The sequence below is a fragment of the Cupriavidus taiwanensis genome (genome assembly GCF_900250115.1).
Lineage (GTDB): Bacteria > Pseudomonadota > Gammaproteobacteria > Burkholderiales > Burkholderiaceae > Cupriavidus > Cupriavidus taiwanensis_B.
Window position 1 is genome coordinate 3,576,500 of record NZ_LT984803.1, and the last position, 24,321, is coordinate 3,600,820.

The 24,321-nt window shown below is 69.9% G+C and carries 17 protein-coding genes and 3 pseudogenes; 11 read left to right on the top strand and 9 right to left on the bottom strand.

Annotated features, from left to right (window positions below; genetic code table 11):
• The first annotated feature begins 118 nt into the window (after window positions 1–118).
• The 6 genes and pseudogenes from CBM2586_RS16660 to CBM2586_RS16685 all read left to right on the top strand — a co-directional run bounded on the left by CBM2586_RS16660 (window position 119) and on the right by CBM2586_RS16685 (window position 6,256).
• Complete coding sequence (locus CBM2586_RS16660; RefSeq protein ID WP_115663492.1) at window positions 119–592, top strand: tripartite tricarboxylate transporter TctB family protein; 474 nt, start codon at window positions 119–121, stop codon at window positions 590–592.
• A 28-nt stretch (window positions 593–620) separates the two neighbouring features.
• Window positions 621–2,135 (top strand): tripartite tricarboxylate transporter permease, encoded by a 1,515-nt coding sequence (locus tag CBM2586_RS16665; protein ID WP_115663491.1) that lies wholly within the window; start codon window positions 621–623, stop codon window positions 2,133–2,135.
• 123 nt (window positions 2,136–2,258) lie between these two features.
• Entirely contained in the window at window positions 2,259–3,317 is a 1,059-nt protein-coding gene (locus CBM2586_RS16670) for an AbrB family transcriptional regulator (protein WP_115688546.1), read from the top strand.
• Window positions 3,318–3,377: 60 nt separating this feature from the next.
• Window positions 3,378–3,790: pseudogene (locus CBM2586_RS16675) on the top strand (PaaI family thioesterase).
• Between the two features lie 17 nt (window positions 3,791–3,807).
• Window positions 3,808–4,704: a patatin-like phospholipase family protein gene (locus CBM2586_RS16680; RefSeq protein WP_115688548.1), complete on the top strand. Its 897-nt coding sequence runs from the start codon at window positions 3,808–3,810 to the stop codon at window positions 4,702–4,704.
• 67 nt (window positions 4,705–4,771) lie between these two features.
• Window positions 4,772–6,256: a dihydrolipoyl dehydrogenase family protein gene (locus CBM2586_RS16685; protein WP_115688791.1), complete on the top strand. Its 1,485-nt coding sequence runs from the start codon at window positions 4,772–4,774 to the stop codon at window positions 6,254–6,256.
• A gap of 137 nt (window positions 6,257–6,393) precedes the next feature.
• On the opposite strand, the gene CBM2586_RS16690 is transcribed toward CBM2586_RS16685, so the two are convergent.
• Together CBM2586_RS16690 and CBM2586_RS16695 are read right to left on the bottom strand one after the other, a co-directional pair.
• A complete protein-coding gene (locus CBM2586_RS16690) occupies window positions 6,394–7,854 on the bottom strand; it encodes a sensor histidine kinase (RefSeq protein WP_115663487.1) in 1,461 nt (486 codons plus the stop codon).
• A 1-nt stretch (window position 7,855) separates the two neighbouring features.
• Window positions 7,856–8,530, bottom strand: a complete 675-nt coding sequence (locus CBM2586_RS16695; protein WP_115663486.1) for a response regulator — start codon at window positions 8,528–8,530, stop codon at window positions 7,856–7,858.
• A gap of 304 nt (window positions 8,531–8,834) precedes the next feature.
• On the opposite strand from CBM2586_RS16695, the gene CBM2586_RS16700 reads away from it, so the two are divergent.
• The gene (locus tag CBM2586_RS16700; protein WP_373424210.1) at window positions 8,835–9,935 is read left to right on the top strand and encodes an ABC transporter substrate-binding protein; all 1,101 of its coding nucleotides are present in this window, start codon (window positions 8,835–8,837) and stop codon (window positions 9,933–9,935) included.
• Between the two features lie 24 nt (window positions 9,936–9,959).
• On the opposite strand, the gene CBM2586_RS16705 is transcribed toward CBM2586_RS16700, so the two are convergent.
• On the bottom strand, window positions 9,960–10,703 hold the full coding sequence (locus CBM2586_RS16705; RefSeq protein WP_115688550.1) for a TetR family transcriptional regulator: 744 nt from the start codon (window positions 10,701–10,703) through the stop codon (window positions 9,960–9,962).
• A gap of 619 nt (window positions 10,704–11,322) precedes the next feature.
• Here CBM2586_RS16705 and CBM2586_RS16710 point away from each other — a divergent pair.
• The 3 genes from CBM2586_RS16710 (at window position 11,323) to CBM2586_RS16720 (ending at window position 17,290) form a co-directional block, all read left to right on the top strand.
• Entirely contained in the window at window positions 11,323–12,579 is a 1,257-nt protein-coding gene (locus CBM2586_RS16710; RefSeq protein ID WP_115688552.1) for an efflux RND transporter periplasmic adaptor subunit, read from the top strand.
• 72 nt (window positions 12,580–12,651) lie between these two features.
• Complete coding sequence (locus CBM2586_RS16715) at window positions 12,652–15,804, top strand: efflux RND transporter permease subunit (RefSeq protein ID WP_115663483.1); 3,153 nt, start codon at window positions 12,652–12,654, stop codon at window positions 15,802–15,804.
• 1 nt (window position 15,805) lies between these two features.
• Window positions 15,806–17,290 carry an efflux transporter outer membrane subunit gene (locus tag CBM2586_RS16720; RefSeq protein ID WP_115663482.1) on the top strand — a complete coding sequence of 495 codons (1,485 nt, stop codon included), beginning with the start codon at window positions 15,806–15,808 and terminating at the stop codon, window positions 17,288–17,290.
• A 156-nt stretch (window positions 17,291–17,446) separates the two neighbouring features.
• On the opposite strand, the gene CBM2586_RS16725 is transcribed toward CBM2586_RS16720, so the two are convergent.
• The 5 genes and pseudogenes from CBM2586_RS16725 to CBM2586_RS16745 form a co-directional block, all read right to left on the bottom strand.
• Window positions 17,447–17,983, bottom strand: a complete 537-nt coding sequence (locus tag CBM2586_RS16725; RefSeq protein ID WP_172587083.1) for a DUF2957 domain-containing protein — start codon at window positions 17,981–17,983, stop codon at window positions 17,447–17,449.
• A gap of 173 nt (window positions 17,984–18,156) precedes the next feature.
• Window positions 18,157–18,798 (bottom strand): annotated as a pseudogene (locus CBM2586_RS16730) (DUF1571 domain-containing protein); the annotation flags it as partial.
• 184 nt (window positions 18,799–18,982) lie between these two features.
• The gene (locus CBM2586_RS16735; protein WP_115688554.1) at window positions 18,983–19,972 is read right to left on the bottom strand and encodes a TetR/AcrR family transcriptional regulator; all 990 of its coding nucleotides are present in this window, start codon (window positions 19,970–19,972) and stop codon (window positions 18,983–18,985) included.
• A 272-nt stretch (window positions 19,973–20,244) separates the two neighbouring features.
• Window positions 20,245–21,840 carry a GMC family oxidoreductase gene (locus tag CBM2586_RS16740; RefSeq protein ID WP_115688556.1) on the bottom strand — a complete coding sequence of 532 codons (1,596 nt, stop codon included), beginning with the start codon at window positions 21,838–21,840 and terminating at the stop codon, window positions 20,245–20,247.
• A 7-nt stretch (window positions 21,841–21,847) separates the two neighbouring features.
• Complete coding sequence (locus CBM2586_RS16745) at window positions 21,848–22,453, bottom strand: hypothetical protein (RefSeq protein WP_115688558.1); 606 nt, start codon at window positions 22,451–22,453, stop codon at window positions 21,848–21,850.
• 123 nt (window positions 22,454–22,576) lie between these two features.
• Between CBM2586_RS16745 and CBM2586_RS16750 the strand changes: the two genes are divergently transcribed.
• A complete protein-coding gene (locus CBM2586_RS16750; protein ID WP_115688560.1) occupies window positions 22,577–23,668 on the top strand; it encodes an AraC family transcriptional regulator in 1,092 nt (363 codons plus the stop codon).
• Between the two features lie 139 nt (window positions 23,669–23,807).
• On the opposite strand, the pseudogene CBM2586_RS16755 reads toward CBM2586_RS16750, so the two are convergent.
• Window positions 23,808–24,245: pseudogene (locus CBM2586_RS16755) on the bottom strand (MerR family transcriptional regulator); the annotation flags it as partial.
• Window positions 24,246–24,321: the final 76 nt, after the last annotated feature.

Below are 24,321 nucleotides of genomic sequence, written 5' to 3' on the forward strand. Positions count from 1 at the left end.
ACCTGCGATACCGAAGACAACAACATATGTCACCGGGCCCCGCCGCCGCGCGGGCAGCATCCGCCAGCGTCGCGCACGCCAGCCCCTGCGGCCCGGCGACCCTGGCCAAGGAGTCTCCATGAAACCCTCGCACCTCGCCATCGGCATCGCCGTGCTGGCAATCTCGCTGTTCTTCTTCCTCGGGCTGTCGGGCATTACCGGCGACGAGGGCTATGCCGGCCTGTCGCCGCGCTTCGTGCCCACGCTGGTCGCGCTCGGCCTGGCCGTGTGCGGCGCGCTGCTGACCTGGCAGGGCGTGCGCGGCGGTTTCCGCAACATGCCGGAAGAGGATGCGGAGCTGCCCAACGCGCCGCACAACTTCGGCGGCTTCATCTGGGTCGCCGCGGGCCTGGTGCTGAACATGGCGCTGATCGGTACGCTCGGCTTCGTGCTGTCGTCGACGCTGCTGATGGTCTGCGTCGCGCGCGGCTACGGCAGCCGCCGCCTGGTGCGCGACGCCATCGTCGGGCTGTGCATCACGGTGCCGATGTGGGCGCTGTTTGAATTCCTGCTCGGCATCAACCTGCCGCTGCTCCCCATCGCCGGCTTCTGAGCCCGCCCGTCCAGCAAGGAGTCTTCGAATGGAAACCCTGAACATGCTGATGCACGGCTTTGCCGTCGCGATCACGCCGATCAACCTGATGTGGGCCCTGGTGGGCTGCTTCCTCGGCACCGCCATCGGCGTGCTGCCCGGCATCGGCCCCGCGCTGACGGTGGCGATGCTGCTGCCGCTGACCGCCAAGGTCGAGCCCACCGCGGCGCTGATCATGTTCGCCGGCATCTACTACGGCGCGATGTACGGCGGCTCGACCACCTCGATCCTGATGAACACGCCGGGCGAGTCCTCCACCATGGTCACCGCCATGGAAGGCAACCTGATGGCCAAGAACGGCCGCGCCGGCCCGGCCCTGGCCACCGCGGCGATCGGCTCGTTCGTGGCCGGCACCATCGCCACCGTGCTGCTGTCGCTGTTCGCGCCGGTGGCGGCCGACGTGGCGCTGCAGTTCGGCCCCGGCGAGTACTTCATGATCATGCTGCTGGCCTTCACCACGGTCTCGGCGGTGCTGGGCTCGTCGCTGCTGCGCGGCATGACCGCGCTGTTCCTGGGCCTGGGCATCGGCCTGATCGGCATGGACTCGCTGTCGGGACAGACCCGCTATTCGATGAACGTGCAGGAGCTGTACGACGGCATCGACATCGTGGTGGTCGCCGTGGGCCTGTTCGCGGTGGGCGAGGCGCTGTTCAACGCGTTCTTCCCGCAGCCGCCCAGCACCTACAACAAGCTCAGCTCGACCCACATGAACCGGTCGGACTGGAAGCGTTCGCTGCCGGCGTGGATCCGCGGCACCTTCATCGGCTTCCCGTTCGGCCTGATCCCCGCGGGCGGCGCGGAGATCCCGACCTTCCTGTCGTACGCGACCGAGAAGAAGCTGTCGGACCACAAGGAAGAGTTCGGCAAGGTCGGCGCGATCGAAGGCGTGGCCGGCCCCGAGGCCGCCAACAACTCGGCCGTGACCGCGACGCTGGCGCCGCTGCTGACGCTGGGCATCCCGACCTCCAACACCACCGCGATCCTGCTGGCCGCGTTCCAGAACTACAACCTGCAGCCGGGCCCGATGCTGTTCCAGACCTCGGGCGACCTGGTATGGGGCCTGCTGGCGTCGCTGTATATCGGCAACGTCATGCTGCTGGTGCTGAACCTGCCCGCGATCGGCCTGTGGGTGCGCATGCTGCGCGTGCCAACGCCGCTGCTGTACGGCGGCATCCTGATCTTCGCCGGGCTGGGCGCGTACGGCATCCGCCAGTCGTGGTTCGACCTGCTGCTGCTGTTCGCAATCGGCCTGCTCGGCATGGTGATGCGCCGCTTCGACTTCCCCACCGCGCCGGTGATCGTCGGCATGATCCTCGGGCCGATGGCGGAGAAGCAGCTGCGCAATGCGCTGTCGATCGGCCAGGGCGACTGGAGCCTGTTCCTGCGCCAGCCGATCTCGGCCTCGATCCTGGCGCTGACCGTGGCGGTGGTGGTGATCCCGCGCCTGCTGCGCTGGCACGCCGGGCGTAACAGCGCGCATGCGCAGGCTGACAATGCCGCATAACACGCGGTAGCATGCGATAGTCTCTGCGGGGGCCCGGCGCCATGGCGTGCGGGCCTCTTGCTTTCCTCCGACCAGACATTGCAAAACAACAAGCGCCGGCGCCCCGCGCCAGGCCGCTGACCGATGCCGCTTGCCGCCAACCGCTGGCTGTCCGCGCTGCCCACGCTGGCGCTCGGGCTGGCCGCCGCCCTGCTCTGTACCTTCCTGCATACGCCGCTGCCGTGGATGATCGGGCCGCTGCTGGCGGTGGCCGCCGCGCGCATGGCCGGCGCCGACCTGCGCGCGCCGGCGCAGGCGCGCAATGCCGGCCAATGGGTGATCGGCGCCTCGCTCGGGCTGTATTTCACCCCGGATGTGGTGGCGCGGCTGGTGGAGTACCTGCCGTACATCGTGGCCAGCTCGCTGTTCGCGCTGGCGCTGGGCGCGGGCGGCGCGCTGCTGCTGCGGCGGGCCACCGGCGTCGCCTTCAAGACCGCGTTCTTCTCCACCGCCATCGGCGGCGCCTCGGAGATGGCCAACCTGGCCGAACGCAACGGCGCGCGCATCGACCAGGTCGCGGCCGCGCATTCGCTGCGGGTGCTGATGGTGGTGGTGATGGTGCCGGCGATCTTCCAGTACGGTGGCATCCACGGGCTCGACCCGTATATCCCCGGGCCGCGCGTGGTCAGCGCGCCGGGTCTGGTGGCGCTGGTGGCGATCACGCTGGGCGTGGCGCTGCTGGTGAAGCGGCTGAACATGCCCAACCCGTTCGTGATCGGCACGCTGCTGGCGGCGGCGGTGCTGACCGCCTGCGGCATCGAGCTGTCGGCGATTCCCACCTGGATGAGCCGGGCCGGCCAGCTGCTGATCGGGGTGTCGCTGGGGGTGCGCTTCTCGCGCGAGTTCCTGCATACCGCGCCGCGCTTCCTGTCGGGCGTGGCGCTGTACACCGTGCTGGCGCTGATGGTGTCGGCGCTGTTCGGCTGGGCGCTGTCGGCGCTGTCGGGCGCGCACCCGGCCACGGTGATCCTGGGCACCACCCCGGGCGGCATCGCCGAGATGTGCATCACCGCCAAGGTGCTGGAGATCGGGGTGCCGCTGGTGACCGCCTTCCACGTGATCCGGATGGCGTTCGTGGTGCTGGCCACCGGGCCCCTGTATCATTGCCTCAAACATCGCGTCGCGCCCGGGGAGACGGAATAGCGGTCCGCCACAGGATCGCCATTGACCGCCATGGTGCGGCCGGACAGAACGAGGAGCACCATGCCCGAAGCCCTGACCCTTGCCGACATCGACGCCACGCTCGAGCGCGTGCTGGCGCCGTGGGTACGCCAGCTCGGCCTGCGCGCCGAGGCGGTCGATGAGCGCGGCGTGACGCTGCGCCTGCCGTTCAGCGAATCGTTCCGCCATGCGGGCGGCGGGTCTGCGGCCAGGTGCTGATGTCCGCCGCGGATACCGCCATGATCGTCGCCGTGGCCAGTGCGCTGGGCGCGTTCCGGCCGATGACCACGGTGTCGCTGACCACCAACTTCATGCGCCCGGTGATCGACGGCGACGTGCTGGTGCGCGCCAACGTGCTGCGCCTCGGCAAGACCGTGGTGTTCGGCGAGATCGAGCTGACCGGCACCGACGGCAAGCTGGCGGTGCAGGCCACCACCACCTACGCCCTGCTCTGACGCGCTCCGGGGCCCCGATGCTTTCCGCCGACGCCAATCCCTTCGACCAGGTTGTCTTTGCCGGCGGCGGCAACCGCTGCTGGTGGCAGGCGGGCTGGTGGGACACGGTCGCGCCGGAACTGCAGCTGCGCCCGCGCGTGATCGCCGCGATCTCGGCCGGCGCGGCCACCGCCTGCATGGTCTATGCGCACGACTCGCACCAGACCATGGACTACTACCGCGCGGTGCTGGCCGAAAATCGCCGCAATGCCTACTGGGGCAACCTGCTGCGCAACGAGCGCGTGTTCCCGCACTACGGCATCTACCGCACCGCGCTGCTGTCGATCTTTGCCGACGGGCGCCTCGCGCAGCTGCAGCAGGCGCCGGAGATCCGCGTCGGCGTGGCGCATATCCCGCGCTGGAGCGGCCCGCGCCTGGCGGTGGCCGCCGGGCTGCTGGCGTACAACATCGACAAGCACGTGCTCAAGACACTGCACCCGCGGCTGGGGCGCAAGCTGGGCTTCCGGCCCGAGTTCGTGCGCGCGCAGGACTGCGCCTCGCCCGAGCAGCTGGCCGACCTGCTGCTGCAGTCCGCGTCGACGCCGCCCTTTACCCCCGTGCTGCGCCGCGACGGCCGGCCGGTGCTGGATGGCGGGCTGGTGGATAACGTCCCGGTCGATGCGCTCGACCCCGCGCCGGGCAATGTACTGGTGCTGGTCACGCGGCTGTACCCGCGCCCGCGCCGTTTCGTCATCGAGCAAGGCGGCCAGCGCCGCCTGTACCTGCAGCCTTCGCAACGCGTGCCGATCTCGAGCTGGGACTACACCCGGCCCGAGGCCATGACGCACGCCTATGAACTGGGCCGCCGCGACGGGGAAACTTTCCTGCGCGAGTGGCCGTCGATCCTGAATACCGAACTGCGGCCCGCTGCCTAGCTTTCGTGTTGCCGGCGCTGGCCTGATGATTGTCGATGCGGCCCGCGTGCCGCGACAGGAGGCATGGATGACCAAACGCCAGACACCGCTTTCCATCGTGCAGGGATCCGGCACGCCGCGGCGCGCCCGCGAAGTCAGCGCGGCGCCGCCGGTGCAGCAGGTGCCGCGCGCGCGCAGCGGCCGCAGGCGCAACGACAAGGCGCGCGCGGCCGACCTGGTGGTGATCGGCGGCGGCTCCGCCGGCGTGGCCTGCGCGCGGCGCGCGGCGGCGCACGGCGCGCGCGTGATCCTGGTCGAGCGCGACGCCATCGGCGGCACCTGTGTCAACCGCGGCTGCGTGCCCAAGAAGATGCTGTCCTATGGCGCGTCGTGGTCGGCGATCCTGGCGGGCTGCCTGTCGCACACCGGCGGGCACGAGGACTGGCGCGATGCCATCGTGCGCGTCAACGCCGAGGTCGCGCGTCTGAACGTGGGCTACACCCAGCGCCTGACCGATTCCGGCGTGGAGGTGCTGCACGGCGAGGCACGGGTCACCGGGCCGGAGGAAGTCTGCGTCGGCGACGAGACCATCCATGCGCGCCGCATCCTGATCGCTACCGGCGCGCGCCCGCGCACGCTCGACGTGCCCGGCGGCGACCTGGCGGCAAGCTCGGACGATGTCTTCACCTGGCAGAGCCTGCCCGCCTCCGTCGCCGTCATCGGCGGCGGCTATATCGGCGTGGAGCAGGCCTCGATCCTGTCGCGCTACGGCGTCAAGGTCGACCTGATCGTTGCCGGCGATCGGCTGCTGCCGCATTTCGACCACGACATCGGCACCGCGCTGGCCGACGCGCTCACCGCGCGCGGCGTGCGCCTGCACCTGAATGCGCGCGTGCACCTGCTGAGCCAGGCCAATGGCGCCGTCGAAGTCTGCTACCAGCCGACCAACGACCCCAGCCGTGCCGGCCAGACCGAAGCCGTGCGCGCGCAGGCCGCGCTGGCGGCGATCGGACGCGTTTCCAACGTGCAGGACCTGGGGCTGGAAGCGCTGGGCGTGGCCTTGGGCGAGCGCGGCGGCATCCGCGTCGACCGCCAGTTCCGCAGCAGCGTGCGCAGCGTCTATGCGCTGGGCGATGCCATCGACGGCCTGCACCTGACGCCGGTGGCCACCGCCCAGGGGCGCTGGCTGGCCGACCGCCTGTTCGGGCGGCGCGGCGACCGCGCAGATTTCGACTTCGTGCCCACCGCGGTGTTCTGCGAGCCCGCGATCGGGTCGGTGGGATTGACCGAAACCCAGGCGATCGAGGCCGCCGGCAAGCCCGAGCGCATCCGTACCGTGGTCAAGCGCTTTGTCTCGCTGGAGCATCGCTTCGCCGGCACGCCGCACCAGTCGCTGTTCAAGCTGGTGCTCAATGCGCGCAGCGGGCGCGTGCTGGGGGTGCACCTGATGGATAACGCGGCGCCGGAGATCGTGCAGGCGCTGGCGGTGGCGTTAAGGCTGGGCGTAAGGGAAGCGCATTTGCAGACTACGGTGCAGGTGCATCCTACGGTGGCGGAGGAGTTGTTTGGGTAACCAGGGACGACGGGGTCGCTCATCCCCAGCGCCCCCAGCGCGTTCCCACCCGCTTGCGGGAGAGGGGCGGGGGAGCGGGCCGGCGCATCCACGGAGTCCTGCGCCCAAAGCCACGCATGCCCTGGACCGTCGTAGGCCTAGCTGGCCTCGACCGGCAATCTCAACACCGCCCGCACCCCGGTACCCTGCCCACCTTCCCCCAATTCCACCGTCCCCCCAAACCGCGACGCCATCTCCCGCGAAATCGCCAGCCCCAGCCCCGAGCCCGGCTCCGCATTGCCCACCCGCCGGTAGAAGCGCGCGAACACCTTCTCGCGCTCCTCGGCCGGAATGCCGGGTCCATCGTCCTCGACCACCAGGCAGGCGTGATCGCCCGACCGCGTCGCCGACAGCGTGATGCGGCTGCCGCGCGGCGAGTACTGGATCGCGTTGTGGACCAGGTTGGCCAGCGCCTCGCGCAGCAGCGCGGGGTCGGCGCGCACCGGCAGCGCCAGCCCAGGCACCGGCTCCCAGCCGAAGTCCTGCTGCTTGCCGCGCGCCAGCGGCAGGTAGTCCAGTGCCACCTGCTCGGCGACGGTGACGGCATCGATGATGTCGATGCCTTCGCCGGCTTCACCAGCTTGCGTGGCATCGGCGCGGTGCTGGCGTACCCGCGCCAGCGCGAGCAGCTGGTTGGTCAGCCGCGCGGCCTGTTCCAGCTGGGTGACGATGCCGCCCACGGCTTCGCCGGCGGCGGCGCGCGCGGCTTCGGGGTCGGGGCCGTTGAGCTGGCGCTGGGCGTACTCGGCCTGGGTCTTGAGGATGGCCAGCGGGGTGCGCAGCTGGTGCGCGGCATCGGCGATGAACTGCGCCTGCGACTGCGCCATCGCGGCCGAGCGCGATACGTGCAGGTTGACCGCATCGACCAGCGGGCGCACCTCGGCGGGCACGCGCTCGAACGCGAGCGGGGTCAGGTCCTCGGGCGAGCGCGCCTCGACGTCGTCGCGCACGCGCGCCAGCGGACGCAGCACGTAGGTGACGCCGCCCACCAGGATCGCGGCGCTGAGCAGGATCAGCAGCAGGTCGCGCGCCAGTGCGCTGCGCCAAACCGAGCCGATCAGCGCGCTGCGCGGCTCGGCGGTCTCGGCCACCTGGATGATCACGCGCATGCGCGCGTCGGGCCGGTACACCGGCCGCGCCATCGCGGCAATGCGCACGGCCTCGCCCATGTATTCGGCGTCGTAGAAGCGCGGCTGGTTGTTGAGCAGCGCGCCGCGCGGCAGGGGCAGGTCGCTGTAGCCGGTCACGGTCTCGACCTGGCCGGCGCGCTCGGTCGAGACCCGGTAGAACACATGGGTCTGCGCCGCGGTCTCGAAGATCTCCATGGCGGCGTCGGGGAGGGTCAGCTGGACGTTGTCGCCGGCCATGCCGATGGCGTTGTCGATGGCGCGGATCGAACCGTAGAGCGAGCGGTCGTAGGCGGTATTGGCGGCATCGCGCAGGGTGCCGTAGGTGAGCCAGGTGTCGAGCGCCATCATTGCCGCCAGCGCCGGCAGCAGCAGCAACAGCAGTTGCCGGCGCAGGCTGCCGCGGCGCCACAGCAGCACCGGGTGCCGCATCTCAGCCCCGGGCCTCCGGCTCCAGCAGGTAGCCGAAGCCGCGCAGCGTGACGATGGTGACCCCGTGCCCGGCCAGCTTCTTGCGCAGCCGGTAGACCAGCACCTCGATTGCATCGGGGGACACGTCGGCGTCGAGCGAGAACACCTTGTCGAGCAGCTGCGCCTTGGTCAGCGGCTGGCCGCTACGCGCCAGCAGCGCGCCCAGCAGGGTCGATTCGCGCGGCGTCAGCGCCAGCGGCGCGCCGTCCAGCGTGAAGCTGCGGGTCTCGCCGTCGAACACCAGCGTGCCGCACTGCAGGCGCGGATGCGCGCGCCCGCGGCTGCGGCGGATCAGCGCCAGCAGCCGCGCTTCCAGCTCGGCGATGGCAAAGGGCTTGGGCAGGTAGTCGTCGGCGCCCAGGTTCAGGCCGCGCACGCGCTCGTCCAGCGTGTCCTGCGCGGTCAGGATCAGCACCGGGGTGCGGTCGTCGCGCCCGCGCATCGACTTGAGCACGGCCAGCCCGTCCTTGCCCGGCAGCCGCAGGTCGAGCAGCACGGCGTCGTATTCCTCGGCCTGCAGCCGTGCCTCGGCCTGCAGGCCGTCGGCGACGTGCTCGATCACAAACCCGCCCTGCTCCAGCGCGCGGGCGACCCAGCGTGCCAGTTCGACTTCATCCTCCACCAGCAGGATGCGCATGCCGGTCTCCTCCTGTGCCGGTTGGTTCTATGTTAGTTGCGGCGCGCACACGCGGGGACAAGGCATGGAAAGCGCCCGCAAAACCGGGGGCAGCACCGATGGAGCGCGCCCGCCGCGGGCGCCTATAATACCCTCGCCCCGCCGCTCCCGGCGCGCTCGCCGCGTCACCGGCGGCATCGGCAGCCCCTCCGTCCCGAGCACCGTGTCCGCGCGTTCGTCCCAGCCGTCGCAGCCATCCCAGCCGTGCCAGTCAGCCTGCGCTTCGCCCGCTTCGGGACAGCGCCGCCGCCTGCTGGGCGCCGCACTGCTGGGCGGCGCCGCATGGCCCCTTCCTGCCCAGTCCAGGCCGCCGGTGCCGCCGCCGGGGTATCCGTCGGGGTATGACGCCACCATTGCCGGCGCGCTGCGCGAAGGCATGGTCACGGTGTACGCGTCGACCGACCTGGAGGTGGCGCGGCCGCTGATCGCCGCGTTCGAGGCGCGCTACCCCGGCATCCGCGTGCACTACCAGGATCTCAACACGGTCGAGCTCAACCAGCGCTTCCTGGCCGAGAGCGCCGCGTTGTCGGGCCGGCCGCCCGCGCCCGATGCAGTCTTTGCCGATGTGCTGTGGAGCACCGCCATGGACCTGCAGATCAAGCTGGTCAACGACGGCCATGCGCAGCGCTACGCCTCGCCCGAGCGCGCCGGCCTGCCGGGCTGGGCGGTGTGGCGCGACGAGGCCTGGGGCACCACCTTCGAGCCCGCGGTGATCGTCTACAACCGCCACCACCTGGCCGGCATGCGCCCGCCGCGCAGCCGCAGCGGCCTGGCGCGGCTGCTGCAGGAGCACGCGCCGCGCTGGCACGGCAAGGTGGTGACCTACGACGTGGAACGCTCGGGGGTGGGATACCTGCTGGCGCAGCAGGACGCGCGCATGGGCAGCGAGTTCTGGTACCTGGCGCAGGCGCTCGGCCGGGCCGGGGTGCAGCTGTCGGCATCGACCGCGGAGATGATCGAGCGCATTGCCGGTGGCGAGCTGGTGATGGGCTACAACCTGCTGGGATCGTACGCGCTGTCGCTGATGCAGCGCGGCGCCGCCATCGACGTGATCGCCCCGAGCGACTACACCCTGGTGATGTCGCGCGTGGCCTTTATCGCGCGCCGCGCGCCGCGGCCGAATGCGGCGCGGCTGTGGCTGGACTACCTGCTGTCGCGCGCGGGGCAGGCGCTGCTGGCCAAGTCGACCTCGCAGCTCTATACCATCCGCACCGACACCGACACCGTGCACACCGCCGCGGCGCTGTCGGAGCGGCTCGGCTACGCGCTCAAGCCGATCAGCGTCGGCCCCGGGCTGCTGGCGGCGCAGGATGCGATGCGCAAGCGCGCGTTCCTGGCGCGCTGGCGCGAGGCCGTGCGCGGCTAGCGCTGCCGCCGCCGCCAGCGTGTCTCAGGGCACCAGGTCGGGGGTGTCGAGGCCGCCGTTCTGCGCGTTGGCGCAGGCCTGCTGGCACAGCGTCGACAGCTCCTGGTCCAGCTCGGCCATCGGTCGCGGCACATAGCCGTGGCGCAGTGCCGGCGAAAACCGCAGGGTATCGATGAAGGCGTCGGACAGGCGCTCGGCATTGGCGTCGAGGTTGAAGTCCTGCGGCGAGAACAGCCAGTGCGCGAGCACTCCGCCAACCGCGGCGTGGAAGGCGTTGACGGCCAGGTCCAGGTCCAGGTCGGCCGGCAGCTGGCCGCGCTCCAGCGCCAGGCGCAGGTGCTCGCGCATCTTGACCAGGCCTTCCTGGTGCGACTGGCGCTGGCGCTCGAAGATGGCGCCGTTGTCCCGCACCATTTCGCACTTGTGGAAGATGATCTCGAACACGCGGCGCCAGCGCGGGTTGATCACGGTCTGGCGCATCACGTAGGCGCAGATGTCGCGGATGCCGCCGAGCGGATCTTCCTGGCGCGCCAGCCGCTCCGGCTCGATCAATGCCTCCACCGGCAGGTGGACCCGGTCGCACATGGCGGCGAATACATCGCTCTTGTTCTTGAAGTGCCAGTAGATCGCGCCGCGGGTCACCCCCGCAGCCTCGGCAATGTCGGCCAGCGACGGGCGTGCCACGCCGCGGGCGTGGAATACGGCCTCGGCCGCGTCGAGTATCCGGTGGCGCGTCTCAAGCGCCTCTTCCTTGGTGCGTCTGACCATGATTGTCTCTGGTGCCGGCGGCATGGCGCGATCGCGCGCGCATGGCCGGCCTGGTTGGTGCTCACCCTGATGCGGCCGCCAGTGCCGCCGCACATGCCGGTTGCCTGGGCCCCGGCGGGTCGTTGTCATCACATGATGGGCTTTGCCAAGCTTGCGAGCCGACACGACGGCGCGCATCCTAACCCGAGCCGGCGGTTTGCGCCCTGATCCGGGATGGATTGCACGCATTTCGTACCGATCCGATCGAGGGAGCGGCATGCTCTTGCGTCTTGCCGGGCCTTTCCGCGCAGGTTGTGCGCCGAAAGCCCCTTTCGCAACATCAACTTAACATACATGCTTGAATGTATATATAATACGCGCTTGTCCGGCATTCGGCCAGCCGCCCTCTGTGACCTACCCAGCACGGCGGGCGCTCCTGCCGCAGGCCAGCCGGTCGATTGATCCAGTCGTTCCATAAAAGCCACCGTTCGTCGCAATCGTCACGGCGACGCCGCGATTCGTGGCTAGCATCACGCTTTTGCCCGCCGCACAGCCTTGCGGCGCGCCCTGCCGTTCCCGTTTGTCCGATGACAGCCCGGGGCGGCACGGCGAATCTCAAATTGCCATCATGGGGTTATCGATGAGGAAGTCCCAACGTATCAGTTGCGTTGCAGCCTATGCACTAGCGGCCCTGTCGGCCGTGGCGCTGAGCGCCTGCGGCGACAAGAAGGCCGAGGGCGGCGCCCCGCCGCCGCCGGAAGTGGGCGTGGTCACCGTGACGCCGTCGCCGGTCGCCGTCGTCAATGAACTGCCGGGCCGCCTGGAAGGCGTGCGCACGGCCGAAGTGCGCGCCCGCGTCGAAGGCATCGTGCTGTCGCGCAACTACACCGAGGGCGGCGAAGTGAAGGCCGGCCAGGTGATGTTCCGCATCGACCCGGCGCCCTACCAGGCCGAGCTGTCGTCGGCCCAGGCCGCGCTGCAGCGCGCCGAGGCGAATGCGGTGTCGGCGCGCCTGAAGTCCGAGCGCTACAAGCCGCTGGTGGCCGTCAACGCGGTCAGCAAGCAGGAGTACGACGACGCCGTGGCCGCCGCCGGCCAGGCCAATGCCGACGTGGCATCGGCCAAGGCCGCCGTGCGCACTGCCCAGATCAATCTGGGCTACACCACCGTGACCGCGCCGATCAGCGGCCGCGCCGGCCGTGCGCTGGTGACCGAGGGCGCGCTGGTGGGCAAGGGCGAGGCGACCAAGCTGGCGCTGGTGGAGCAGATCGACCCGATGTGGGTCACCTTCACCCAGCCGGCTTCGGAGGTCACGCGCCTGCGCCGCGCCATCGAGTCGGGCGCCGTCAAGGGCGTCAACGGCGGCGCCAACGTGCACCTGTACGTGGAAGACGGCCGCGAGTACGAGCACACCGGCAAGCTGCTGTTCTCGGACATGACAGTCGACCCGACCACCGGCGCGATCACGCTGCGCGCGCAGTTCCCCAACCCGAAGCGCGAGCTGCTGTCGGGCACCTTCGTGCGCGTGAAGATCGAGCAGGGCGTGGACGAGAACGCGCTGACCGTGCCACAGCGGGCACTGATCCGCGGCGCGCAGGGCGCCACCGTGCTGGTGGTGGGCAGCGACGGCAAGGTCGCATCGGTGCAAGTCAAGGCGCCGCAGGCCATCGGCGACCGCTGGATCGTGACCGAAGGCCTGAAGGGCGGCGAGAAGGTGATCGTCGAAGGCCTGCAGAAGGTCAAGGTCGGCGCGCCGGCCAGGCCGGTGCCGTTCGTGCAGGCGGATGCCTCGGCACCGGCCGCTACGCCGGCTTCGGCTTCGGCTTCCGCTGCCCCCGCCTCGGCCCCCAAGGCCGAAGCGAAGCAGGAAGCGAAGGCCGAGGGCAAGCAAGGCTGAACACCGCCGCGCCAAGGCAGCTGAAGCCAGCCGCCGCGGCACACAGGGCTAGACAAAGAGGGAGCCAGTCTTATGGCCAAGTTTTTTATCGACCGGCCGGTGTTCGCGTGGGTGCTCGCGCTGATCATCGTGCTGGGCGGGATATTGTCGATCATGCAGTTGCCGATCGCGCAGTACCCGAACATCGCCCCGCCGACGATCTCGGTCACCGCCACCTATCCGGGTGCGTCGGCCAAGACGCTGGAGGATTCCGTCACTTCGGTGATCGAGCAGGAGCTTAACGGCGCCCCCAACCTGCTCTACTACAACTCGACCAGCGAATCGACCGGCCTGGCGACGATCACCATCGCGTTCGCGCCGGGTTCCAACGTCGACCTGAATTCGGTCGAAGTGCAGAACCGCCTCAAGCGCGTGGAAGCGCGCCTGCCGGCGGAGGTGCGCCAGCAGGGCGTGCGCGTGGACAAGGCCGGCAACAACTACATGATGTTCCTGACCGTGTCGTCCAAGTCCGGCACGGCCAGCGCGATCCAGCTCGGCAACTATGTCTCGGCGCAGGTGATCGACTCGATCCGCCGCGTGCCGGGCGTGGGCCAGGCCGACCTGTTCGGCACCGAGTACGCCATGCGCATCTGGCTGGACCCGGCCAAGCTGACTGGCTACAACCTGACGCCGCTGGACGTGACCGCCGCGGTGAGCGAGCAGAACGTGCAGGTCGCCGTGGGCGAGCTGGGCGGCACGCCCTCGCCCAAGGGCACCGAGCTGAACGCCACCGTCACCACCGAAAGCCGGCTGTCCACCCCTGAGCAGTTCGGCAACATCCTGCTGCGCACCAACCCCGACGGTTCGTCGGTGCGCATCAAGGACGTCGGCCGCGTGGAGCTGGGCGGGGCCGACTACTCGACCCTGGCCCGCACCAACGGCAAGCCGTCGGCGGCCATCGCCATCAAGCTGGCCCCGACCGGCAACGCGCTGGCCACGGCCACCGCGGTGCGCGCCAAGATGGAAGAGCTGTCGAAGACCTTCCCGGCGGACTACCAGTACACGGTGCCCTACGACACCTCGGCCTTCGTCAAGATCTCGATCGAGGAAGTGATCAAGACGTTGCTGGAAGCCGTGGTGCTGGTGTTCCTGGTGATGTACCTGTTCCTGCAGAACTTCCGCGCCACCATCATCCCGACGCTGGTGGTGCCGATCGCGCTGCTGGGCACGTTCGGCGCGCTGCTGGCGTTCGGCTTCTCCATCAACGTGCTGACCATGTTCGGCATGGTGCTGGCGATCGGTATCCTGGTGGACGATGCCATCGTGGTGGTGGAAAACGTCGAGCGGATCATGAGCGAGGAAGGACTCTCGCCGCGTGAAGCGACACGCAAGGCCATGGGCCAGATCACCGGCGCCATCGTCGGCATCACGCTGGTGCTGACCGCGGTGTTCATCCCGATGGCGTTCTTCTCGGGCTCGGTGGGCAACATCTACCGCCAGTTCTCGCTGTCGCTGATCGCTTCGATGGCGTTCTCGGCGCTGCTGGCGCTGACGCTCACCCCGGCGCTGTGCGCGACGCTGCTCAAGCCGGTGGAAGCGGGCCATCACCATGAGAAGAAGGGCTTCTTCGGCTGGTTCAACCGCACCTTCGCCACCGCGTCGACCGGCTACCAGGGCGTGGTCGCGCGCATCCTCAAGCGCACCGGCCGCTACCTGATCATCTACGCGCTGATCATCGCGGGCGTGGTGGTGCTGTTCAAGCGCCTGCCGTCGTCGTTCCTGCCGGATGAAGACCAGGGCTACATGATCACGGTGGTGCAGCTGCCCAACGGCGCCACGCAGGACCGTACCATCGGCGTGCTCAAGCAGATCGAGGACTACTACCTGCAGAAGGAAAGCAAGGTGGTGGACCAGATGATCACGGTGGCGGGCTTCTCCTTCTTCGGCCGCGGCCAGAACGGCGGTATCGCGTTCGTGCGCCTGAAGGACTGGAAGGAGCGCACCGGCGAGGGCGAGAACGCGCAGGCGCTGGTGGGCCGTGCCTTCGGCGCGCTCTCGTTCATCAAGGACGCGATCATCTTCCCGCTCAACCCGCCGGCGATTGCCGAGCTGGGCAACTCCTCGGGCTTCGACTTCCGCCTGCAGGACCGCACCGGGCAGGGCCACGCCAAGCTGATGGAAGCGCGCAACATGATGCTCGGCATGGCCGCGCAGAACCCGGTGCTGATGGGCGTGCGCCCCGAAGGCCAGGAAGACGCGCCGCAGCTGCAGATCGACATCGACCGCGAGAAGGCGCGTGCGCTGGGCGTGTCGGTGGCGGAGATCAACTCGACGCTGTCGATTGCGTTCGGCTCCAGCTACGTCAACGACTTTATCTATGAAGGCCGGGTGCGCAAGGTGATCGTGCAGGCCGACGGCGCCGACCGCCGCCTGCCGGACGACCTCACCAAGCTGCGCGTGAAGAACAGCAACGGCGACATGGTGGCGTTCGCGGCGTTCGCGACGTCCAAGTGGATCATGGGCTCGCCGCGCCTGGAACGCTTCAACGGCATGCCGGCGGTGAAGATCGCAGGCCAGGCCGCGCCGGGACGCAGTACCGGTGAAGCCATGCGCGCGATGGAAGAGAACTTCGCCAAGCTGCCGCCGGGCTTCGGTTTCGAGTGGTCGGGCCAGTCGTATGAAGAGCGCCTGGCCGGCTCGCAGGAACCGATCCTGTACACGCTGTCGCTGATCATCGTGTTCCTGTGCCTGGCCGCGCTGTACGAGAGCTGGTCGATCCCGTTCTCGGTGCTGCTGGTGGTGCCGCTGGGCGTGCTCGGCGCGCTGCTCGGCGTGACGCTGCGCGGCATGCCTAACGATGTGTACTTCAAGGTGGGCCTGATCGCCACGATCGGCTTGTCGGCGAAGAACGCGATCCTGATCGTCGAATTCGCCAAGGACCTGCAGGCGCAAGGCAAGGGCCTGGTCGAAGCCACGCTGGAAGCGGTGCATCTGCGCTTCCGCCCGATCCTGATGACGTCGATGGCATTCATCCTGGGCGTGCTGCCGCTGGCGATCGCCACCGGCGCCGGCTCGGGCAGCCAGCGCGCGATCGGTACCGGCGTGATGGGCGGGATGATCACGGCCACGGTGCTGGCGATCTTCCTGGTGCCGGTCTTCTTCGTGGTAGTGCGCAAGCGCTTCAAGGGCAGCGAGCGCCAGCGCATGCTGGACAAGAAGTGGCATGACCCGCAAGAGGAAATCTGACATGACCAAGACCCTGACCACGCTGCTGCTGGTGGCCGGCGTTCTGACGGGGTGCACGCTGGCGCCCCACTATGACCGCCCTGCCCCGCCGGTGGCAGACAGCTTTCCGACCGCGCCCGAAGGCTATGCCACCGCCGAGGTGAAGAGCGGCGAAACCCGCCGCGCCGCCGACATCGGCTGGCGCGAATTCTTCCGCGACCCGCGCTTGCAGGCGCTGATCGCGACCTCGCTGGAAAACAACCGCGACCTGCGCACCGCGGCGCTGCGCATCGAGGAAGCGCGCGCGCTGTACCAGGTGCAGCGCGCCGACCTGCTGCCCACGGTGAACGTCAACGGCGGCTACACCCGGGCCCGCACCACCGCCGCCGAGGCGGCGACGGTGCTCGGCCAGCCGGGCGTGACCGAGGTGTACCAGGTCGGCCTGGGCATCTCGTCGTACGAGCTCGATTTCTTCGGGCGCGTGCGCAGCCTGTCCAATGCCGCGCTGGCGCAGTACTTCGCCACCGAAGAGGCACGCCGCTCGGCGCAGATCTCGCTGGTCTCGGAAGTCGCCAAGGCCTACCTGGCCGAACGCGCCTACGCCGAACAGTACGAGCTGGCGCGCGACACCCTGAAGGCGCGCGAAAGCACCTACGGGCTGGCCAAGCGGCGCTTCGAGGCCGGCGCCACCTCGGCACTGGACCTGCGCGACAACGAGTCGCTGGTGGCGCAGGCACGCGTCGCCGCGGCGCAGCTGGCACGCCAGCGCGCGCAGGCGTACAACGCGCTCGAAGTGCTGGTGGGCAAGCCCATCGGCACCATCGAGAACCTGCCCGAGCCGATGCGCCTGTCGGACGAGCGCATCATCAGCGATATTCCGCCAGGGCTGCCGTCGGACCTGCTCGAGCAGCGTCCCGATATCCGCCAGGCCGAGCAGCTGCTGCTGTCGGCCAACGCCAATATCGGCGCGGCGCGCGCGGCATTCTTTCCGCGCATCACGCTGACCGCCAGCGGCGGCACCATCAGCCCGACCTTCTCCGGGCTGTTCGATGCCGGCACGCGCGCCTGGTCGTTCGCGCCGCAGCTGACGCTGCCGATCTTCGACTATGGCCGCAACCTGTCGAACCTGGACCTGGCCAACGTGCGCAAGAACATCCAGATCGCCAACTACGAGAAGACCATCCAGACGGCCTTCGCGGAGGTGGCCGACGCACTGGTGGCGCGCGGCACGCTGGAAGACCAGGTCGCGGGCCAGGAACAGGCGCGCGACGCCGAGGCCGCTCGCTACGAGCTGTCGCGCCTGCGCTTCCGCAGCGGCGTGGCCAGCTACCTGGACGAGCTCGATGCGCAGCGCCAGCTGTTCACCGCGGAACAGGCGCTGGTGCAGGCCCGGCAGCTGCGGCTGAACAATGCGATCGATCTGTACCGGTCGCTGGGCGGCGGGTTGCAGGAGAGCAGTGCGGTGGCGCAGCAGGCGCCGGCTGGGCAAGGGACGGTGACACAGTAACGCGGCATCCCTTGCCGAGGGTTTGCTCCCCTCTCCCGCTTGCGGGAGAGGGGCTGGGGGAGAGGGCCGGCGCCGGCAATTGCGAAGGCCTGAACTTCGTTGAGGCTCCCGCCCTCTCCCCGGCCCTCTCCCGCAAGCTGGAGAGGGAGTACACCGTCAGCGGTTCGACTGACAAAAGCCAGTGGTCTCGCCACTGGTTTTTTTTGACCTCAAAACTTGTACGAAGGCGCCAAAAAGAACACCAGCGGATTCGGCTCCAGCTTGGTTTTCGAGGTCGACAGCAGCGCGCCGCCGGGCTGCGGCACGGGCACCGCGCCGGCGCCGAGCACGCCGTTGAACTGGATGCGCGCGCCTATAGCCGCCGTCGAGCTGGCCGCTGGCGACGGTGGTGGCCGGTGCCATCAGCGCCAGCCCCGATTCATCGTCGACATTGACCGTCAGCCGCAGCAGCGAGATCTGCGCATAGCCGGCGCGCAGCAGCAGCGGCACCAGCGCGCCGTCGAGCTTGCCCACCACCATCAGCCCCTTGGCGCGGCTGGCGTTGTTGGCGGTGATGGCCTGGCCCTGGAACGACGGATAGCGGCGGCTGCCGTCGGCATTGCCGCTCTCGAACGCACCGTCGGCGCTGCGCAGCTTCCAGTTGTTTCCGGTGCCGAGGCAGCTGCCGCTCGTACGTGCGCGCCGCGGTATCAAAGCGCAGCTTGACCAGTTCGCCCGCGCCCGAGCCGCCGGTAAAGGTGGTGCCGTAGTCCAGCGCCGCCGGGCACAGCGATCCGGGCGGGCCGCCGATGGTGACCGGCCCCTGCGCCGGGCACGTGCCGGTGTCCGCGCATTGCGGCGGCGCCTGCGTGCCGGCGCGCGGCGCCTCTGGCGTCGCGCTCCAGCATCGACAGCACGTACTGGAAGCCCAGGTCGCGCACGGTATGGTTGGACGGCGAGCGCGCCAGCGAGCCGTCGAGCGCAATCCACATCGAGGTGAAGCCCAGCATGCCGCCCAGGTGGCCGTACATCTCGTCCTTGCGGCGGGTCTCGTCGTAGAGGATTTCCTGGCCCGCCTGCGCCTCGCCCGGCAGCCACTTCGCATAGAGCTGGCGCGGCGCATGGCGGTAGCGGACCTGCATCCTCGCGGGCTGTTCCTGCCACTGGCCGTTGAGCCGCTCCTGGCGCGACATCCAGTATTCGTATCCGGGATAGCGCTTCATCTCGGCGCGCGCCCATTTCAGCAGCGCATCCGGCTGCAGCGCCTGGAACACGGCCAGCACCTGCGCATCGGACAGGCGCGCGAGCTCACCGCTGGCGACCTGGCGCGAGAACAGCGCGGCCTGCTGTGCCGACGGCAGGCCGTCATAGGCCGTGCCCGCCGCGGCCGCAGCGCTGGCCGGCTGCGCCACGGCGACGGGCGCAAACGCCAGCGTTGCGCCCAGCAGCCCGATGACGGCGGCGGCGACGGCGGCAAGATGGCGCGGCCGGAGCGATGGCCGGCTGGATGATCGGCGGGATAGTCGGATCGGCGGATGGATTGACGCGGCAGCTTCCTCCTCGAGACAGGCAGAGCGAACGGGATCACCGCAGCGCTGGCGGCATGACGCGGGGCGCACGGGGTCCACGGGCCGCGGCGCGGCCACGCTGGGTGGATCGACGGTTCAGGTTGCGTGAGCGCGGCGGCGCCGTGCCGGCGGTAACCGGCGGCCGCTATGTCCTGGTGCGCATTCGCATCCAGTCATCCAGCGGGTTGCTGGGAAAGCTCACGGTGTGCTCGCGCGCGCCTACCGTCACGCTGCTGACGGCGGCGGCGCGCTTGGTGCCCGCGTTGCGCACGATGCGTGCGCTGGTGCGGGCCTTGCCGAGGGCGGCGGCATGGCTGGCCGCGTCGCCCATGGTGGCCGCGAGCGCGGCCACGCTGGCATCCGGGTCATCGGCGGGCTGCGCCGCCAGGCTGCCGGCGCGCTGCGCGCTGTGCTGCCCGCTGTGCTGCGATTGCTGCTCGCCCAGCTCGAACACTGACTGCAGCGCCGCGAGCTGGTCCGCGCCGGGCTGCGCCACGTTCAGCACCGCCTCGACCATCGCGGTGAGCTGGGCCAGCACGTGCGCATCGCTCATCTGCCGGCCCTGCGTGAACGCGGGCAGCAGGCTGGCCAGTTCCTCGCCGGCGAGCACGCCGGCCAGCGCCTTGAGCGCGAACTGCAGGCGCCAGCCCAGCTCCTGCCGCGGCAGCGCCGGGATGGCGCGCGCGAAGGCATCGAAGAAGCGGCCGTACACCGGCGCGTAGTGCTCCAGCAGGTATTGCTGGATAAAGGGCGAGGTATCCGAATACACGCGTCCCAGCAGCCGCAGGAACGACGGCCCGCCCACCGCGGGGTCGCGCGCCATCTGCAGCGCGGGTACGAACAGCGCGCCCATCACGTGTTCGCAGCGGATGGCGTGGCCGGGCCAGCGCGCTTCGCACGCATCGAGCAGCGCCAGGCGCCGCGCATTGAGCGGGTCCAGGCGCCGGCTCAGCACGGCGTGCATCATGATGTCCTTGCTGCGGAAGTGGTAGTTCACGGCGGCCAGGTTGACGATGGCGCGCGACGTGACCTGCCTGAGCGAGGTGGCTTCGTAGCCGACCTCGGTGAACAGCTTTTCCGTGGCGTCGAGAATCCGGGCCTTGGTGTCTCCTGCCGAGCTTTTGCCGGTCTTCATGGGGGCGCTTCTCTCTTCTGTACCGCGATAAACCCCTGTGCAATTGGCTGCGCTGCCCGCTCCCTGCTCTGACGGCATACGGATGCTTGAAACAGCTGTACGAAGCCTATCTACGGCTTCGGGCGTTTCACAAGACTTGAATTGGAATGGGCATTCTAAAAACCGAGGTTGTGTTGGCCATCGCACGGTATTGTCCGTCGCGTCATGCAGCGGGCACGCTGGCCGCCTGCCTGCGCAACCAGACCAGGCCGTGCCGGCCTCGCGCCAATACATCATGACGTGAGGGTTTGCGCCAGCGCGTCGGCGTTCTGCGCGGCGAGCGCGAATACCGACAATTGCGGATTGGCGCCCACGCTGGTCGGGAATACCGAGCCGTCGAACACCGACAGGTTGGCCAGCTGGTGATGGCGGCCGCGGCTGTCGACCACGCCGCCGCGCGGGTCGTCGCTCATGCCGCAGCCGCCCATCAGGTGCGCGGTGAACAGCGCCGTGCGGAACGGCTTGAGCGGCAGCCGCGCGATGGCCGCGCGGGCTTCTGGCCAGCTGCGGTATTCGGCGGCATCGAGGTGCGCGGGCCGCACGCGTTCGGCGCCGGCGGCGAACTGCGCCTGCGCCATGCTCAGCCACGCGCGCCGCACGCCGTCCCAGGCGTAGTCGGTCATCTCGTAATCCAGCAGCGGGCTGCCGTCGGGCGCCAGGCGCACCTGCCCGCCCGGGCTGTCCGGCACGAAGCCGTCGCGCAGCAGCGCCAGCATGGCGTTGGTATGCGGCAGCTGCGCCATGTCGCGGCGCAGCGCCTCGCCCACGCCGTTGACCACGCCGGCGCTGATGCCGGGGAACATGGGCGGCACCTCCAGCTTGTACCCCATCGGCCCGGTCGCGCCGTCCTGCCACTGGAAATGGTCGGAGGCAACCGACTGTGGCGCGCCATAATAGGGATCAATGCGATCCGGCATTTTTGCAATGCTGATATTCACCGGGTGGATAAATGTGCGCAGCCCCAGTCGCTGGTGCGGGTCCGGCACGCGCGAGCGCAGCAGCAATGCCGGCGTGTTGATGGCGCCGCCGGCGGCGATCACGTGCGGGGCGCGCACGACCACGCTGATGCCCGTGGGGGTATGGCCGTCGACGCCCAGCGCTTCGCCGGTGACCGAGCCCACGCGCTTGCCGTCGTGCTCGAGCGTGCGCACGCGCACGCGGTGCACCAGCGTTGCGCCGCTGGCCAGCGCCGCGGGAATGGTCGAGACCAGCATCGACTGCTTGGCATTGACCGGGCAGCCGAAGCCGCAATAGCCCGAGTTCCAGCAGCCCTTCACGTTGCGCGGGATCACGTGCCATTCCCAGCCCAGCGTCTCGCAGCCGCGCCGCAGCACGTCGTTGTTGGGATTGGGCGCCATCGCCCACGGTGCGATGCCCAGGCGCGCTTCCACTTGCTGGAACCACGGCGCCATCTCGGCCTCGCCGTGACCCGTGACGGCGTGGTGCGTGGCCCAGTGCGCCAGCGTTTGCGGCGGCGTGCGGAAGCTCGACGACCAGTTGACCGTGGTGCTGCCGCCGACCGCGCGGCCCTGCAGGATGGCAATGGCGCCGTCGGCGGTGGTGCGCGCCGCGGCCTCCTGGTACAGCTCGCGGTAGGCGCGGTTCTCGTCCATGTCGCGGAAGCTGTCCGAGGTGCGCAGCGCGCCTTCTTCCAGCAGCACCACGCGCAGGCCGGCGCGGCTGAGGGCCTCGGCGCTGATGCCGCCGCCCGCGCCGCTGCCGACGATGACGACGTCGGCATCGAGCGTGCGCGACGCGGAGAAGGTGGCGGCGTCGAAGACCTTCCAGCCGGCGGCGATGCCGGCATCGTAGAGATTGTCGATGGCCATGTCGGGATCAGGCGTGCAGCGCCTGGTAGACGGCCGCGTTGGGGCCGGGATAGCCGCTGCCCGCCCACGCGGCCGGCAGCACGTAGTAGCCCACGCTCGCAAGCTTGACCAGCACCACCGCGCCGGCGTTGAGCGTGGCCAGCCGGCTGGCGCGCCAGCGCGCCAGGAAGGCCTGCACCTGCGCCGGCGTGGCCGCGCTCCAGTCCCGGCGCATGCCGGTCAGCGCCCAGCGCAGCGGCATGCCGGCCAGCAGGCCGAACAGCTTGCGCAGCTCGGCCTGCGCGCCCGCGCCCATCGCGGCGCAGGTGGCGTCGATATTGCGCAGCGCGTCGTGCTCCAGTGCGGCGCGGCGCGGCGGCTGGGCCTCGCCCAGCTCCGTCACGATGGCCGGCAGCAGCGCGCGGAACAGCGCCACATCGTCCGGGCGCAGGAACGACATGCCGGCGTGCGGGGCCGGAGCCGCGGACGAGCAGCCGGCCAGCGCCGGCAGTAGCGCGGTACACGCCAGCGCGGCCGAGAAGCCAAGGCCGACCTTGAGGAAGCCGCGCCGCGACAGCGCGTGCAGCGCAGCGGCAGCGGCCGCCTCGCGACGGTGGTGAGGGTTGGGGCGCATCGGGTCTCCTTGCGTCGGTCTCTTGTCTCTGCTGCGGTGCGGGCGGGCAGGCCCGCATTGACGCTCCCCGGAGTTTGGATAAAGATCGGTGCCCGGTCTTGATTCCGCATGACAGGTGATTTGATGCCACGCGCCACTCCGCCCGATGGCGGTGCCAGTGCCGGTGGTACGCAGGCCGGCACCGCCTCCGGCACCACATCGGCCACCGTCTCGCTCGCCTACCTGCGCGCCGTGCTCGACCACGGCGAGCGCCAGGGCATCGCCGCGGCCGCGCAGCTGCGCGCCGTCGGCGTGCCGCCGGTGTTGCTGGACGCGGGGGCGCAGGCGCAGACCGCCACGCGCGTTCCCGGCGCGGCCTATCTCGCGCTGCTGGACTGGCTGGAGCAGGCCACCGGCGATGCCGATGTCGGCCTGCGCGCCGGCGCCGCCTTCGCGCCGCGCCACTATGCCGAGATGGGCTACGTGGTGCTGACCACGCCCACCGTGCGCGACGCCATCCTGCAGGGCATCCGCTATGAAGTGCTGGCCAACGACATCGGCGGCACGCGCCTGATCGAAACCCCGCAGTCGGCGTGCATGACATGGCAGGCCCGACATGGCCCGCTGTCGCGCCACGCGCATGAGCTGCATATGGCCACGTGGGTGGTGTTCGCGCGCTGGCTGATCGGCGGCCAGCATGTGGCGACGCAGGTCGAATTCCCGCACGCCGCCCCCGCCGACACCCGCTTGCATGCCCAGGTGTTCGGCTGTCCCGTGGTCTTCAACGCCGCGCGCCATGCCATGCATATCGAGCGCGCCCTGCTGGACCTGCCGTCGCTGCAGGCCGATGCCGGCATGCAGGCGCAGATGACGCGCATCGCCGACTCGCAGCTGCAGCAGATCGTGCCCGCCGGCGCCGACGCGCTGGCGCAGGCGCGTGCCTGTATCCGTGCGCGGCTGCCGCAAGGCGAGGTGCCGATCGCCGACGTCGCATCGCACCTGGGCCTGCCGGTGCGCACGCTGCAGCGGCGGCTGCAGGCGCAGGGCATCAGTTATTCACAGCTTGTGGATAACGTGCGGCAAGCGCTGGCCCAACAGTATCTGGCCGAACCCGGCCTGAGCCTGGCGCAATGCGCGATGCGGCTCGGCTATTCCGAACAGAGCGCCTTCACCCACGCGTTCAAGCGCTGGACCGGTGAAACGCCGCATGGCTGGCGCAAGGGCCGGACCGCCTAGCCCCGGTTGTTGCGCCCGCGCCCTCGTCATCGGCGAAGTCCCAAAAAATCCTGCGGTTTCAAACGCACGCGGCCGCCCCGTTGCATGGCGGCGATGCTGCCGCGCGACGCCGTTTGATGTGCGCCAGGCGCCGCTGGCAAACCACTTTGGCCAGCGCCGGGCGCGAGATCGCGCGGCCGAACAGCCGTGCCAGCGCCAGGTAGGAATAGTGGCGCGGGGTCTCGTTGGTCCACGGGCTGCTGATGGCGGTTTCCAGCCCCAGGATCGAGCGCAGGTGGTGCCCTTCGACGATGGCCTTGAGCAGCTCGGTGATATTGGCCAGGGTGTAGGCGCGCGCCAGCAGGTGGTGGATCAGCTTGAGCCGCCCCAGGTGCGCCTGGGTGTAGATGCCGACGCGTCCGCGCCGCTGCGGCGGGTCGATCAGGCCGCGGTCCTGGTACGAGCGCACGTTGCGCACCGTGGTGCCGGCCACGCGCGCCAGTTCGTCGATGGCGTACTCCGGGGCGGGCGGCGGTCCGGACGCGGCGGACGCCGGGCGGGTCGGGGACGAGGGTTGGCGGCGCCGGGTCAGTGTCATGCGAAAAACTCTAACCGAGGAACGCGGCAGGCAAAGTCGCGGTGGGTTTTGCCGATAATGCAGGCATTGCCCCCAA

Bases quoted from the DNA above. Each gene is read 5' to 3' on its own strand.
- CBM2586_RS16695 (WP_115663486.1), bottom strand. From the start codon at position 8,530: ATGCGCATCCTGCTGGTGGAGGATGAAGTCGAACTGGCACGCTGGGTC.
- CBM2586_RS16705 (WP_115688550.1), bottom strand. From the start codon at position 10,703: ATGGTCAGACGCACCAAGGAAGAGGCGCTTGAGACGCGCCACCGGATA.
- CBM2586_RS16745 (WP_115688558.1), bottom strand. From the start codon at position 22,453: ATGCGCCCCAACCCTCACCACCGTCGCGAGGCGGCCGCTGCCGCTGCG.
- CBM2586_RS16660 (WP_115663492.1), top strand. From the start codon at position 119: ATGAAACCCTCGCACCTCGCCATCGGCATCGCCGTGCTGGCAATCTCG.
- CBM2586_RS16665 (WP_115663491.1), top strand. From the start codon at position 621: ATGGAAACCCTGAACATGCTGATGCACGGCTTTGCCGTCGCGATCACG.
- CBM2586_RS16670 (WP_115688546.1), top strand. From the start codon at position 2,259: ATGCCGCTTGCCGCCAACCGCTGGCTGTCCGCGCTGCCCACGCTGGCG.
- CBM2586_RS16710 (WP_115688552.1), top strand. From the start codon at position 11,323: ATGAGGAAGTCCCAACGTATCAGTTGCGTTGCAGCCTATGCACTAGCG.
- CBM2586_RS16690 (WP_115663487.1), bottom strand. From the start codon at position 7,854: ATGCGGCACCCGGTGCTGCTGTGGCGCCGCGGCAGCCTGCGCCGGCAA.
- CBM2586_RS16740 (WP_115688556.1), bottom strand. From the start codon at position 21,840: ATGGCCATCGACAATCTCTACGATGCCGGCATCGCCGCCGGCTGGAAG.
- CBM2586_RS16735 (WP_115688554.1), bottom strand. From the start codon at position 19,972: ATGAAGACCGGCAAAAGCTCGGCAGGAGACACCAAGGCCCGGATTCTC.
- CBM2586_RS16680 (WP_115688548.1), top strand. From the start codon at position 3,808: ATGCTTTCCGCCGACGCCAATCCCTTCGACCAGGTTGTCTTTGCCGGC.
- CBM2586_RS16715 (WP_115663483.1), top strand. From the start codon at position 12,652: ATGGCCAAGTTTTTTATCGACCGGCCGGTGTTCGCGTGGGTGCTCGCG.
- CBM2586_RS16685 (WP_115688791.1), top strand. From the start codon at position 4,772: ATGACCAAACGCCAGACACCGCTTTCCATCGTGCAGGGATCCGGCACG.
- CBM2586_RS16750 (WP_115688560.1), top strand. From the start codon at position 22,577: ATGCCACGCGCCACTCCGCCCGATGGCGGTGCCAGTGCCGGTGGTACG.
- CBM2586_RS16720 (WP_115663482.1), top strand. From the start codon at position 15,806: ATGACCAAGACCCTGACCACGCTGCTGCTGGTGGCCGGCGTTCTGACG.